General features: G+C 63.7%; 8 protein-coding genes. 1 reads left to right on the plus strand and 7 read right to left on the minus strand.

The features are described 5' to 3' along the window. Nucleotides 1-2: 2 nt before the first annotated feature. Nucleotides 3-3,842, minus strand: a complete 3,840-nt coding sequence (locus tag IPQ13_00195) for an AAA family ATPase (protein ID MBL0209328.1) — start codon at nucleotides 3,840-3,842, stop codon at nucleotides 3-5. Nucleotides 3,843-3,911: 69 nt separating this feature from the next. Here IPQ13_00195 and IPQ13_00200 point away from each other — a divergent pair, with 69 nt between their 5' ends. Next, nucleotides 3,912-5,588 carry a carotenoid biosynthesis protein gene (locus IPQ13_00200; protein MBL0209329.1) on the plus strand — a complete coding sequence of 559 codons (1,677 nt, stop codon included), beginning with the start codon at nucleotides 3,912-3,914 and terminating at the stop codon, nucleotides 5,586-5,588. 70 nt (nucleotides 5,589-5,658) lie between these two features. Here the strand turns inward: IPQ13_00200 and IPQ13_00205 are convergent, their stop codons facing one another. From IPQ13_00205 to IPQ13_00230, 6 genes are all read right to left on the minus strand, one after another. Beyond that, entirely contained in the window at nucleotides 5,659-8,781 is a 3,123-nt protein-coding gene (locus IPQ13_00205) for a hypothetical protein (GenBank protein MBL0209330.1), read from the minus strand. 49 nt (nucleotides 8,782-8,830) lie between these two features. After that, complete coding sequence (locus tag IPQ13_00210) at nucleotides 8,831-9,637, minus strand: hypothetical protein (protein MBL0209331.1); 807 nt, start codon at nucleotides 9,635-9,637, stop codon at nucleotides 8,831-8,833. A gap of 168 nt (nucleotides 9,638-9,805) precedes the next feature. Next, nucleotides 9,806-11,131 carry an ABC transporter permease gene (locus tag IPQ13_00215; protein MBL0209332.1) on the minus strand — a complete coding sequence of 442 codons (1,326 nt, stop codon included), beginning with the start codon at nucleotides 11,129-11,131 and terminating at the stop codon, nucleotides 9,806-9,808. Next, nucleotides 11,128-12,378 (minus strand): ABC transporter permease, encoded by a 1,251-nt coding sequence (locus IPQ13_00220; GenBank protein ID MBL0209333.1) that lies wholly within the window; start codon nucleotides 12,376-12,378, stop codon nucleotides 11,128-11,130. Before IPQ13_00220 ends, IPQ13_00215 begins: the two co-directional genes overlap by 4 nt. Next, nucleotides 12,378-13,055, minus strand: coding sequence for an ABC transporter ATP-binding protein (locus tag IPQ13_00225; protein MBL0209334.1), 678 nt, complete (start codon nucleotides 13,053-13,055; stop codon nucleotides 12,378-12,380). Before IPQ13_00225 ends, IPQ13_00220 begins: the two co-directional genes overlap by 1 nt. A gap of 80 nt (nucleotides 13,056-13,135) precedes the next feature. Next, nucleotides 13,136-14,353, minus strand: coding sequence for an efflux RND transporter periplasmic adaptor subunit (locus IPQ13_00230; GenBank protein MBL0209335.1), 1,218 nt, complete (start codon nucleotides 14,351-14,353; stop codon nucleotides 13,136-13,138). Nucleotides 14,354-14,408 lie beyond the last annotated feature (55 nt).

Here is a 14,408-nt window from a genome sequence, read left to right on the forward strand (position 1 = left end):
GCCTACGCGATCCCAGGCGCGAACAGCCGGGCGGTGGCCTCCGGATTGCGGTAGCCGGCCTCCTTCATTGCGGCGGTGGCCGCCGCCTTGAGATCCTGGCCCTGGGCGTTGCCCAGGAGATGTCCCCGCACCCAGCGCACCGCTTGGACATGCGTGGCCATCCCTTCGTTTTCCAAGGATATTTCCGCTTCCACCAGGCTGGCTTGGGCCTCGTCGTTGCGGCCTTCCAGCGCCAGGGCCACCGCCTGGTCCTTCAGGGCCTGGGCTTTGGAGTTGGCAGAGGGTTCATCGAAGAGGGACTGTATGTCCCGGCGCGCGGCCTTCAGCAGGGCCGCCCGGTTCGCGGGTTCAGCGGCGGCCGTGGCCAGCAGGCAGCGGGCCCGGAGTTCGACGCAGGAGATCCGGGCGCTTTGGGACCGCAAAAGGTGGGATCCCTTCAGGGCGGGCCACTGGGATTGCACGAAGTCCAGGGCGGCCCTGGGTTGTCCCCTGTAAAGGTGGACCGAGGCCCGGCCGATGAGGCGATGGAAGTGCTGCGTGAGGAACCCTGTTTCCGGCCAGCCTTCCAGGGCCCGGTCCATTTCGGTTTCGGCGAGTTCGGGATCGTCCGCGGCCAGGTGGATGTTCCAGCCCACGATTCGCAGGTTCGCGAGCATCAGGACGTCCCCGAGATCCTCTGCCTCGCTGAGCAGCTCTGGGTACCGCTGGGTCGCCGGCCGGATCCGGCCCATGATGATGTTCGCCATGAATGCGAAGAACTGGACGGTGTGGATCTCGTAGGTGACGCCCGTGCAGCTTGCCCTCAGGACCGTTTCGGCCTTCTCCAGCCAGTCGGCTGACGAACGCCAGCGCCCGGTCACCAGGGCGGCGATGCCGGCTCCGATATAAGCCCGCGCCAGGGGCTCAGGCTGGCCGAACCGTTCGGCGAGGGCCATGGTGGTGGCTTGGATGCGCCGCGAAGCACTGAGGTCGCCGCTGCCGCTTTCGGCCGCGCGCAATGCCATTTCATGCGCGAGGCCCCGCACCAGCCGGTAGGGCTCCCCCGCCTCCAAAGCCAGGAGCAGTTGCCGGGCCTGGAAATCAGCGGCCCGGATGAAATCGAATAACCCGAGGCCCATGGTCACCGACCACAGGGTGTCGATGCGGTCGAGCAATTCGGCGGGGATCGCCTCCGCGCTGCGCTCGGTGAATTTGATGCCCCGGAAGTAGAGGCGCAGGCGGTGGAAGACGAGGGAGACAAGGGCCCCCGTGGGCGTGGCGGGGATGCGAACCCCGATTGCCGCCAGCACCTGGCGGGTCGTGGCGAGGCCCTGTTCCAAGTGGCCGCTGCGGAAGAACTCCTCGGCGGCCCGCCGCCGCCAGACGCGGTGGGATGGAGAATCGCCATGGGAGGCGGCATCCAGGAAGACCTGGGCCGCGGCCGCGCCCCGGCCTGTGTTCACCAGGGCCTGGGCCAGCCGGATGCGCAAATCCTGGAGGGAAGGATCCCCGGCCTGCCGCAGGTCGATGGCTTGTTGGTACAGCGTGGCTGCCTGGTCGAAGGCCAGCGCTTCGGCCGCGAGGTCCGCGGCGCTGGAGGAGAAATCCGCCGCCTTGCCACGCTCGCCGCCGGCGAGGTAATGCTGAGCGAGGGCCTGGGGATCCGCGCCGGGGCTCTGCTCCAAGGCCTCGGCCAGCATGAGGTGGCGGCTGGAAATGGCTTCCGCGCCGAGGCTGCGGGCCACCGCCTCCCCGACCCGGTCATGATAGACCTCCAGGGTCCTGTGGTCCGAGGTCCCCCGCGCCCGGGCCAGGTGGCCCGCCCTCAAAGGCGCGAAAGGGTCGGCCTGGCCGGGTTCCGCCTTCACGGCCCGCCGCACCGCGGACCAGGGCAGGGGATAGCCTGCAACCGCGAGCAGTTCCAGAATCTGCCGCGAAATTTCCGGAAGCATCTGGACGCGGATGAGCAGGAGCCGTTCAAGATCTGCTGTTCCAGTGGCGGGCAGCAATTCCGCTCCACCTGGATGGCGGGCCAATTCGCTGATGAAAAGCGGACTTCCGCCAGCCTCGTCGGCGATGTTCCGGGCCCTTGTCTCGTGATCGTCGTGTCCGGGGCGCTCGGGCCCCATGAGCGAAAGCGCCAGTTGGGCCGAGGCCTCGGCGTCCAGCGGTTCCACGGGCAGATCCACGTGGCGCGCTGATTTCAGCATGGGCAGCAGTTCCAACAGGGCCGGGCTTGTCCCGGATTCCTCACGCCGGTAGCAGGCCACCAGCAGGAAGGCCGGACGGTCGGGCGGACGCAGCAGTTCTCCCAGCAAAGCCACGCTGTCCAGGTCGCCCCATTGCAGGTCGTCGAGGACCAGCACCAGGGGGCGCTGGTCCGCCAGGCGCGACAGCAGCGCCCTCAGGGCGGAAAAGGCCCGCTGGCGGGTCTCCAATGCGTCCAGGGAGCCCACGCTTCGGGCCGCGGCCCGCGCGATGGACGGCACCTGCTGGAGCACCGGAAAGAGCTTCGCCAGGGCTCCTATATGCCTGGGCAGCAGTGGTTCCGTCTCCACCGAAGGCATGAACCGCATCACCTGGCTGAGGCCGTCGATCAGGCTGTCGACGGCTTTGAACGGGACCGATTCCTGTTCGAAACACCGGCCATACAGGACGACCGCGCGCGGGTTGTCCTCCTGCACGGAGCGGAGGAAGCGCCGCACGAGGAAACTCTTTCCGATTCCCGAGCTGCCATGCAGCAGCACGGTGCTCGGTTCATCCCGGACGGTGGATTCGAAAGCGGCCCTCAGGGCCGAGACTTCCTTGGCGCGCCCTACGAAAATCCGGCGCAGCGCCTGGGAACCTGGCTCATTCCAGGCCCCGGGTTTTACTGTCCCGGGGTGTCCCAGCCGTTCCATCAGCTCTTGCCGGCCCATGCGAAGCCGGGGATTCCGGTTCAGAAGGGCGACGCAGATCTCATCGAGGTCGTCGGGCACGCCGGGAGCGATGGTGGCGGGACGGGGTGGATCCAGCTCCTGTTTGGCCTGGAGCATCGCCATGGGCGACCCGGTGAAGGGCAGGCGGCCGGTGAGGGATTCGTAGAGCATCACGCCCACGGCATACCAGTCGCTGGCTTCGTCGGCGCGCTGGCCGGCCACCTGCTCGGGCGAGATGTGCGAGGGGGTTCCCACCAGCTTCGGCGGCAGGCCCGGGGCCCAGGCTTCATGGGGCGAAATATCCAGCACGAGCCCGAAATCCAGAATCACCAGCCGGCCCGCCGGGGTCACCAGCACGTTGCTGGATTTCAGGTCGCGGTGGAGTTTCCCGGATGCATGCAGCGCTGAAACGCCGTTGACAAGCTGGCGGAGGGTGTTGCGCAGGCGCGCCGGATCCTTTATGGCCTTGACTTCTCCCGTGTCCGGAACCTGCGCCGAAGGGCCGCTGTCCGCGAACATCGTGGGCTCTTCGCCGGTGACCGCATGGGAAGCGCTGTCCGAAAAATGGATTCCGGCAGGGCCTTGCTCGTCCATCCCCGAAGTCCGGTCTTCCCGACGACCCCCGAAAGCCCCGCGACCCGTCGGCCGCTCATTCCGGACCCAGGCGGAGAAGGGCAGGCCGTCGATGAGCTCCATGGTGAAGTAGGCGCGGTCGCCATCGCTGCCCAGTTCGAACAAGCCCACGAGATTCGGATGCGAGATGTCCGCCAGGGCCCGGAATTCCTGTTTGAACTGGTACAGCGCCTCGGGGCCGACGTTGGTGAGCGTCTTAAGGGCCACCACGGCCTGGCGGTCCTGGTCGAAGACTTCGAAGACCATGCCGAACGAGCCGGAGCCGATGCTCCGGCGGACATGGATGCGGTCGGTCCCCTGGAAATCCCCCACGCGATTGTTCCTGATGAATGGAATTCATAGGGTATCCTGCCATTCAAAATCCCTGTAGCGAGGCCGCGCATGAAAAACGAAGCGATGAAGGACCGCCTTCTCATCATCGCGATGCTGACATTGCTGTTCACTGGTGCAGCGCTCCAGACCCTATTTGGAGCCGCGCTGGGCTCCAAGCCGCCGTTCATCCTCAGCAACCTGGTCTTCAGCGGGCTGGCCCTGATCCACGCCTGGCACATGCTGGGCTGGCGGCGGGCCGCGACCTTCTTCGGGGTGGTCTTCGTGCTGGCCTGGATCGCCGAGAGCCTGAGCATCGCCACCTGCCTGGCCACCTGCTACCACTACACTCCCGTGCTCGGATGGCGCATCGGCCAGGTGCCGCTGTTCGTGCCCCTGGGCTGGTTCGCCATGATCTACAACAGCTACGTCATCGTGAATCTCGCCGCCGAAGGCCATCCGGTCAGCACCAAGGGCGACGGCGTCTGGATGGCCTGGCTGGCGCTGCTCACGGCCTTCGTGATGGCCACCTGGGACCTCACGCTGGATCCCTACATGGTCATCAAGGAGCAGGCCTGGGTCTGGGAGCAAGGGGGCATCTATTTCGGCATCCCGGCCGCCAATTATGTGTCCTGGGTGGAAGTCGTGTTCATCATCACCGTGGTCTACCGGATGGCCGAGCGGGGCTTGCCGCTGCCCAAGAAAAAAATATCTCCCTGGATGGCGGGCGTCCCGGTGGCGGGCTACGCGCTGATGAGCCTTCCCGCCGTGTTCATCGGCGTCCCCGATGCGACAAGGGTGCTCGCGCCCTTCACCGCGGGCATTCCGATCCTGATGGCCGTCGCCCCCCTCATGCAGATGGGGCGCCCCCACTTCAGGGAATGCGGAACGTACCTTCACCGATTGGTCGCGCCGGACCACGTGGTGAGCGACACCGGGTCGCGCATATTATTCATCATGCTGGCCGCGGCCTTCCTGGTCCACGTCGGAATGAACGGACTCCGCCTGCAGCAGGGCGGCCGCCTGCCGTTTGATCAGATGACGGTCTTTTTCAGCATCTTCGTCGTGCTCCACGCCTGTTTCATGCTTGGATGGCGGCGGGCCCTCTGGTTTTTCGGCGCCACGGCTTTCATCAGTTTCCTGTTCGAGTACATTGGCGTGAAGACGGGACTCGTCTTTGGACACTACTATTACACCGACGTGCTGGGCTGGAAGATCCTCGGCGCTGTGCCCTGGCCCATCCCGCTCGCCTATTTCATGGTGCTCTACCCCAGCACGATGATGGCGAACCTCGCAATCCACGGCGCTCCGGTGACGAACAAATTGCCGTGGGGCTGGTCAGCCTTCGCCGCGCTGCTGGGGGCCCTCATCATGAGCGCCTGGGACCTGACCATGGACCCGTACATGTCCCTGCAGCAGAAGGCCTGGATCTGGACCGATGGCGGGCGGTACTTCGGCATCCCCTTCCTCAACTTCTCGGGCTGGGTGTTCACGACCTTCACGGCAGGCCTGGCCTATCGCCTCATCGAATACCGCATCCCTTTGAAGCCCATGGGCCACATGAGCACCCTGGTCGTGATCGCTCCCATCCTCTGCTACGCGGTGCTTCCCATCGGCGATCTCGCCATGGGCTACCCCGAGGCCACGAAAGTCATCGCGCCCTTCTCCATGGGCATCGCGGTCATCGCAGCATTGATGCGCATGGGCGAGCCGGCGGATTTGAAGGCCGGCGAGGAGCATGCTGATTAAAAAAAGCCCGGACACCGCGTCTTAATGCGTCGCACCCATTTGAATGCGAGGGCCACTCCTGAACGGCGGCTCATTTCTTCTGGGCCTTCTGCCAGTCATCGCGGCTCATCGGCTTCAGGGAAAGTTGCAGGGAGGCCAGGCTCTGGTTCAATCCAGGCAGTTCTTTCTGGATATAGGTTTCGACCTCCTTGTCTGCGGCCGCGATGTCCTTTTTCAAGGCTTCCTTGCGATCCAATTGGGCGTTGCTGGGCTTGCCGGGGTAGCCCGTGATGGCGCCGTAGAGCAGCGCGACGAAGTCCCGCAGGCGCTCCTCGCCGGTGATGCCGCCGCCTTCCTTCACGGGGACGTACTTGTTGCGCAGGGTTTCAAGGGTGCCTGTAAAAGCCACGAGGTGTTTCCTCAAGGATTCGTCTGTGGCTTTCGCGCTGAGATCCTTGCTCTGGTCCCGCAGATCCACGATGCGGTCCACGGTGTAGGTCATGGCTTCCAGCACCTGGTACAGGTCCATGGCCGTGGAGAACTGGGCCTCCCGTTCCTGCCGCGTGTGGAGGCTCAAGGGGTCCGGCAGGATCTGCAGGCTGGTGGACAGCGTCTCCTTGCCCTTGGTCATCATCATTGTGTAGGTGCCTTCCAGCACCTGGGGCCCAAGGAAGGCGCCACCGGCGATGGAGGCTCCCGCAGGCACCTTGGGAGCCTTCATCCGCATGGACCAGTAGAGACGGTTCAGGCCCTTGCGCTTATCGCCCGCAAGGGTGTCAATGAGTTTTCCGGAGGCATCGAAAATCTCGAATTTGAGATCGCCGAAAATATGGCGCTTTTGCTGGTAGTACGCGATGGCGGCGCCATCCCGCGGACCACGGCCATCATATTCACCATCTCCGTCGCTCCACCCGTCATTGCCCAGTTCGTTGAAAGTGGAGGGCCGGGTGGGAAGGAAGGTGGCATTTTTCGAGAGCACATCCGGTGTCAGCGTCCGCAAGGGAGTGATGTCATCAATGATCCACAAGCCGCGGCCGTGGGTGGCCAGCACCACATCATGCTCGCGCGGGTGGATGGCGATATCGCGCACGGGAACCGGCGGGAAATCGCCGCCCTTGAAGGCCGCCCATTGGCCGCCGCCGTCCAGGCTGATGAACAGGCCCGCCTCGGTGCCCAGATAGAGCAGTGCCGGGTTCACCGGGTCCTGCTTCACCACATGGGCAAAACCTTTGACCTCCTGGGTGGAAAGGGATTTCCAGGACTTGCCGAAATCGCTGGTCTTGAAGACGCGCGGCTCCATGTCGCCGGTGCCGTGGCCATCGAAGGTCGCGAAGGCCGTGCCTTCATCGAAAGCGCTGGCTTCGATCCAGGAAACCCAGGTGTTTTTTGGGAGACCGGGAACATTGGCTGCGACGTTGGTCCAGCTTTTTCCGGCGTTGCGGCTGAGCTGCAAGTTGCCATCGTCGGTGCCTACCCAAATGGTTTTGGCATTTCGAGGGCTCTCGGAAATGGTGTAGATGGTGCAGTGGGTCTCGGCAGAGGAATTATCCACCGTAAGGCCGCCGCTCTCTTCCTGCTGCTGCTTCTTGGGATCGTTGGTGGTCAAGTCGCCGCCCAGCCTTTCCCAAGTCTGGCCGTGGTCGTGGGAGCGGAAGAGGTACTGGGCGCCCATGTAGACCGTCGTCTTGTCCGTGGGGCTGATCTGCAAGGGCGTGTTCCAGTTCCAGCGGAACTTGGGCTCCCCCGCACTGGGTTGGGGCTGGATGAAACGCGACTCCCCCAGGGTCAGGTTGATGCGGCCCGCATAGCCGCCCTGGCTCTCGGCGTAGACGAAGTTGGGGTCCGTGGGATCCGGCTGCACCCAGAATCCGTCCCCACCATAGAGATTCTTCCAGTGGCGGTTCTGGATGGATCCGCCCGTGCGCGAAGGGCCCATCCAGGAGCTGTTGTCCTGCAGGCCGCCGTAGACGCGGTAGGGCCGTGCCATGTCCACGGCCACGTGGTAGTACTGTGCGATGGGAAGATTGCGCATGAAGCGCCAGTTGGCGCCGCGATCCTCGGTGCCGTAGAAGCCGCCGTCGGTGCCTGCATAGATGCGCTCTGGGTTTTCGGGGTCTATCCAGGTGGCGTGCCAATCGCCGTGGGCGCTGCCCCCGATGACGCTGAAGGTCTTGCCGCCGTCGTCGCTGACGGTCATGTTCAGGCCCGGCTTGTAAACCCGCATGGGGTCTTTCGGGTCCACGAACAGGGCGGCGAAATAGAAAGGCCGGATTACGGTGTTGGCGCCGCTGTGGCCGCGGATCCAGGTCTCGCCGCCGTCATCGGAACGGAACAGGGCGCCGTCCTTGGCCTCCACCGTGGCGTAGACGACTTTGGGATTGCTCGGGGAGATGGCCAAAGCGATGCGCCCGAGATCGCCGGAGGGTAGACCCCGGCCGGTGCCTTCGCTGAGCTTGGTCCAGGTGGCGCCGCCGTCGGTGGATTTGAAAAGGCCGCTGCCGGGCCCGCCGCTCTCGAAAGCCCAGGGCTTGCGGCGGTACTGCCACATGGACGCATAAATAATTTTCGGGTCTTTCGGATCCAGGACCAGGCTTGCGCAGCCGGTGTCGTCATTGATGAATAATATGCGCTTCCAGGTCTTGCCTCCGTCGCTGGTCTTGTAAAGGCCTCGCTCATTATTGCTGTTCCAGAGGTGCCCCATGGCAGCCACGTACACGGTGCTGCTGTCGGTGGGATCCACCTCGATGGCCGCGATGCGCTCGGAATCCGGAAGGCCCATCATGGACCAGTTTTCTCCGCCGTCGGTGGTCTTGTAGAGTCCATTACCCACCGAAACACTGTTGCGCACCCAGGTCTCACCGGTGCCCACCCAAACCGTCTTGGAATCTTTGGGATCGATGCGGATGGCGCCGATGCTCTGGTTGTGCTTGTCGAAGACGGGCTTGAAGGTCGTGCCGCCATTGACCGATTTCCATACGCCACCGCTCGCGGCGCCCACAAAGAGCGTCATGCGCCCTTTCTCGTGAACTCCGTCCATGGCGGAGATGCGGCCTGACATGACCGCCGGGCCGATGTTGCGGATGCCCAGTCCGGAGATGGTTTCAGACTCCACCTTGATGCCCTCGGGATGGGCCACCTGGGCCAAGGCTTGCTGGGTGGAGAGCGCCGCGGCGCCGAGGGAAAGGCAAAGCGTAATTCGCGAAACACGGATCATCGGTTCTCCGTTGGGATATAAGGCTGTTTGATCGGGAACGGGCTCTGGTTCAGCCCTTCTTGACGGGGGCTTCGGGCTTGGCAGGCTCGGTCTTTTTCTCCAGCAAGGGTTCGGCCTTCTTCTCCGGCATCTTGAACTTCGCATCATCGATCGAGGGATTGATTTCAACCTTTTCGATGGTGATCTTCTGCTTCTCGGGGCGGCCCTTGACGCCTGACTCCATGGAATGGGGCATCATCACACCGCCCTCCTCCTTGTAGTCGCCAATGGCGGTTTCGGTCTCCACTTCGGTGCCGCGAATGACCCGCTTGCTGGTCTGCTTGATTTCCAGGAAGGAGTCGGCATCCAAGAAAATGGTCCTGATATTCCCCGATTTCAAGGTCACTTGGAGCTTGTGGGTCGGGCTTCCTTCCAGGTCTTCCTTGCCGAGGTATTCGACCTTGTGGCCCTTCTCCTTGTAGTCCACCAGAGGACCGTCGAGATCCGATTGGTCTTGGGCTGATTTGAGCTCGTCGGCATCCATGAGCTCTGGATCCTTCTTTCCGCCGTAGCCCGCGAAGGGGTTGATGGTCCAGCCGGTTTTGCCATCGAAGGCCTGGATCAAGTGCATGTTCTGGACTGTCACATCCTGATAGAAGCTGCCCGGCCGCTTGTGTTCCATGACGAAGGGCACTTCCATGGGGCCGCCGCTCGCTTTTCCAGTCATGCGCACGGATTTGATGGCCTTGAGCTTCGCCAGGCCCCCCATGGCCTCGATATTCTTGGCGATCACCAAGTCGGCGTTCAGGGCCTGGGCCGTGAGGGGAGCCGCCGCAAGGATAGGTAGGGCGATGAGGTGGAGCAGGCGTCGGGTCATGGGACCTCCGTTTGAGTGCAACAGTGTGAGAGGAAAACTAAAATTCAGGATGCGGGAAAAAGGATGCGGCGCGATCAATGATTTCCAGGGGCCGGCAAGTGCCGCCAACCTGCGGGAATGGGCCGCCGAATGGGAACGACGAGGGCGTTCGGAGGCCTCCTTTCCCAGTCACCGCATGGCTTCCATGGGGCTCAGGCGCGAAGCTTTCAGCGCCGGGTAGAGGCCGAAGATGAGCGCCAGGCCCAGGGCCACGGCCCATGCGATGACCAGGCCGATGGGATTCACCACGAGGCCATAAGGAAAATTGGCGGACAGGGCCTTGCAGACCATGGTTCCGCCAAGGGTCCCGCCGGTGGCGCCAAGCGCCGCCAGCACCACGGCTTCCAGCAGGAACTGGATGAAAATCTCATGGTCCGAAGCTCCGAGCGCTTTCCGGAGGCCGATCTCGAAGCGGCGGTCGCTGAAGCTGATGAGCATGACGCTCAGCACGCCCACGCCTCCCACCAGCAGCACCGTGGCCGCGAGGCTCTGCAACACCACCTGCCAGCCCCAGATCTGGTCCTTGAACTGCTGGTAGGCGCGCACCAGTTCGGCGCCCAGGTCCGCCACCTCGATGTCTTCGATGCCGTGGTGGGCCTGCTTGGCGCGGCTCAGGAGCATGGCGCCAACTTCATCCACATCCTTGTTGGATTTCAGTTTCACCGCCACCTGGCTCAGCTTGTGGCTGGTGTCCATGCGGTCCATGTAGGCTTCCAACGGCATGAGCACGCCATTGCCATCGAGCCAAGTGTCGTCGCTCATCACCTGCAAAGGCGCCAGGACGCCGACGATGAGAAAGCTCTGCCCTTCGAGCCGGACGGTGCGGCCCACCGGATCAGCGCCGCCGAATAGTTTCGAGGCGATGCTCGAACCCACCACCGCGACCGCGCTGCGGCGCTTGGAATCGTCTTCCGTGAGCCCGCGCCCCATTCCGATGCGGCGGTTCATCCAAGGAAAATAGTCCGGAGTCACGCCGATGGCGAAGGTGCGCTCCGTGCCGCCGAGGACGCGCACGGGCGTCTGCTTGTAGGCGCGTGGAAGGAAGGCCAGCACTTTGGCATCGGGCGCCGTGAGCCGCGAGAGATCCTCGTACCGGAGGCCGGGGCTCATGGCAAAACGCTTCTGCTCTTCAGTGGTCTCCGGGTCCTTGGGCGTCAGCATCACCGTGCCATCGAAACTGAGGCCGGAAAATCCGGTGCTGATCTTGTCCACCACGCCGTCCATCACGGAGGTCATGATCACCAGCGCGAAGACGCCGAGCATCAACAGCGTCAGCGTCAGGAAGCTTCGCAGTTTGTGGGCCACGAGTTCCGCCAGCCCAGTGCGGACCACTTCCAGCACCAGGGCCATGCGCGCCTGGAAGGAACGGCGTTGATCGAGGGAAACCGGCGGCGGCTCGACGCTGTCCAACAGGCTGGGGCCCGGCGGCAGGAGGATGGAGGCCGTGTCATTCATAGCGCAGGGCCTCCCATTGGTGACAGCCTCGAAGCCTTCCATGCCGGAACCAGTGCGAACAGGAATCCGAAAGCGATGGCCAGGGCAAAGGCCCATGCGAAGCTGCCCAGTTCCATGCCGAGCGGAACGCCGATGTAGTGGGTGATGAACCAGGAGAAGGCCACGCCGACACCGAGCCCGACAGTGCTTCCGAGCGCCGTGAGCAGAAGCGCCTCGGTCATGAATTCCTTGAAGATCTCTTTGCCGGCGGCTCCGATGGCCATCTTCACGCCCACTTCGCGGACACGCTCCTTCAGCGAAGCCAATTGGATGTTCACATTCACGATGCCGCCGCCCAACAGGGCCAGCACCCCGCTCAGCATGAAGATGATGTCGTAGGCGTCGCCGGTGTCCCGCCGCTTGCGTTCCCTCGCCGCCACGTCATCCAGGCGGAAATCATCCTGCAGGCGATGGTTGACCTTCAGGACCGACGTGAGGCTTTTCGCGAAAGCCTCGATGGTGTCCACCTTCGGGATCCTGAAGGTGAGCCGGTCCACCCGCTGATAGCTGTCCCCCTGCATGCGCTGCTGCACCAGGGTCGCGGGCAAGGCGATGATCCGGTTCTTCCGGCGGAACATGTTGCCCTGTCCCGGCGTGTCGCGGAACCGGAAGACGCGCTCCTGGAGCACGCCCACGACCGTCACGGGAACATCTCCCACGCGGATCACGGCGCCCAGGCCGCCACCGGAAGGGAAATAGGTCTGGTAGGCCTCGCTGCCGAGCACCGCCACCGCCGAGGCGCTGCCGACGTCCGTTTGTGAAAAACCGCGTCCTTGGGCGATGCTGTAGCCTTCGATGGCCAGGTAGTCGCCATTGATGCCGAGCACGCGCCGCTCCTGGTCCGCGAAGGCCGATCGCACCCGTGCACGGGCGTTGCGCTGCACGCTCACGCCCTCCACCTGGACCGGATCCAAGTCGCGGCCATCCTCCATATCCTGGCCGCGCAGCCCGAGGTTGGCATTCTGCAGGGCGGAGCGCGTGCCGTCGTTGCCGATGTTGTTGGGCTGGACATTGAGCTTGTCCAGGCCGCCGAGCTTCACGTAGAGCGTTTCGCTCCGCTTCCGGAAAGAATCGGTGATGGAGAATCCGCCCAGCACCGATGCCACGCCCAGCACGATGCCGAGGGTTTGCAGGCTTGAACGCCCCAGGTTCTCCCGAATCTCAGTCCAGGCAGATTCCAGCCGCAGGCGGAAGGCTCCAGTGCCCATCACGCAGCTCCTGCGATGAGGCCATCGCGGATCTCGACCCGGCGCTGGGCCAGAGCCGCGATGGATGGATCATGCGTCACCAGCACCAGCGTGTTGCCCGCGGCATTCAATTCCTGGAAGAGCGCCAGAACCTCCGCGCCGGTATGGGAATCCAGCGCTCCGGTGGGTTCATCCGCCAGCAGCAGGGCGGGCCCGTTGGCCAGGGCCCGCGCGATGGCCACGCGCTGCCGCTGCCCGCCGCTGAGGCTGCCTGGGAGCACCTTCGCTTTTTCGGGCATCCCGACCTTTTCCAGCAGTGCCATCGCCCGCTCTCGGCGCTCCCTTCCGCCCACGCCGGCATAGAGCATGGGCAGCTCCACATTGCGCAGGATGCTGGCCTTGGGCATCAGGTTGTAGCTCTGGAAGACGAAACCGATCTTCGTGTTGCGGATGCGTGCCAGCTCGCCGCCCGAAAGGCCCTGAACCTCCATTCCGTCGAGCGAGTAGGCGCCGCTCGTGGGCGCATCCAGGCAGCCGACGATCGCCATGAGGGTGGATTTCCCTGAGCCCGAAGGCCCGATGAGGGCCACGAATTCACCCTTGGCCACCGAGAGGTCGATGCCCCGCAGCGCGTGGACGGCGGTGCCGTTGGATCCGAAAGTCTTGGTCAGCGCCGTGGTCTGGATGATGGTGGACATGGCTCGCTCCGCTCGCAGCTATGAGGGATGAGGCAGGAGGCGTGAGGGCTCCTCGTCCCTCATGCCTCGACCCCCCAGCCCTAGTTGTTCTCGTCATCCTTTTCGACCTTCTTCTTGCTTACGTCTTCCAGGCTCACCTGGTCGTCCTTGGCAAGGCCGCTCAGGATCTCGACGCGCTCCAGCGTCGCCACACCGGCCTTCACGGGCACGGCGTCGAAGTATTCCTTCCAGTGGTCCGACAGCCAGATGAACTTCATGCGGCCCGACAACCCATCTTTCGCGCGCTTCAAGTCTTCGGGAGCCAGATTCTTTTTCAGGCGGAAGACCACGGTCTCTCCGTCCTTGCGCTGCAAAGCCTCCAGGGGGACGGATATCGCATTGACGCGCTTTTCCCCCAGGATTTCGACGTTGGCGCTCATGCCGGTCCTGAAGGATTCGCTGAGCTCATCCAGGGCGATCTCCACCTTGAAGACCTTGATTTTTTCCAGCAATTCCGCGGCCGGGGCCACGAAGCGGACCTTGCCCGTGAAGGTCCTCTGCGGGTAGGCGTCCAGGCTGATGCGCACGGACTGGCCCAGGGCGACCTTGGCGATATCGACCTCGTTGAGATTCACGCGGATGATCAGACTCTTGAGATCCGCCACGGTGAACACCACCGTGCCCGCATTGAAGCTCGAGACGCCGCTGGTGATGGTGTCGCCAAGCTCGACGCCCCGCTTGATGACCACGCCATCCATGGGGGCGGCCACCCGTGCGATCTGCGTGGAAGCGTTTCCATTGATGGGGATGCCCCGGTCCTCCACGATCTGGAACCGGGTTTGCGCCGATTTGAAAGCATCCCGGGCCAGGTCCCGTTTCATGACCGCGTCTTTGTAGGCTTCTCCGCCGATCAGTCCCTGATCAGCAAGCGCTTTCTGGGTGAGGAATTGGCGCTCGGCGTCCTTGAGGTTCAGTTGGGCTGTGCCCAGGCTGCTCTGGACTTCGGAAAGGCTTTGGGCCTGGGTGACGTCTGGTTCCACTTCAGCCATCACCTGGTTCCGCTTCACCATGGCGCCCTCGCGGACTTTCAAGCCCACCACGCGGCCCGATACGGTGCTCTTCACGTCCACCTTGGTGTAGGGGTCCACGATGCCCACCTCGCGCACGCTCACCTGGAGATCTTCGGCCTGGACCTTGCCGATGCGGAACGGCGTGTCTCCGGACTTCCCTCCTTTGTCTTTGCCGCCGCTCTTGGCGAAAAGAATGCCCCCCACGATCACCAAGGCAATGACACCGAATATCCACCACCGTTTATTCATGACCTTCCCCTTTGCCATGGAGGCTGAAAAAGAATCCGAGCCAGTCGGGCCTTGC

This window comes from Holophagaceae bacterium (genome assembly GCA_016720465.1).
GTDB lineage: Bacteria > Acidobacteriota > Holophagae > Holophagales > Holophagaceae > JANXPB01.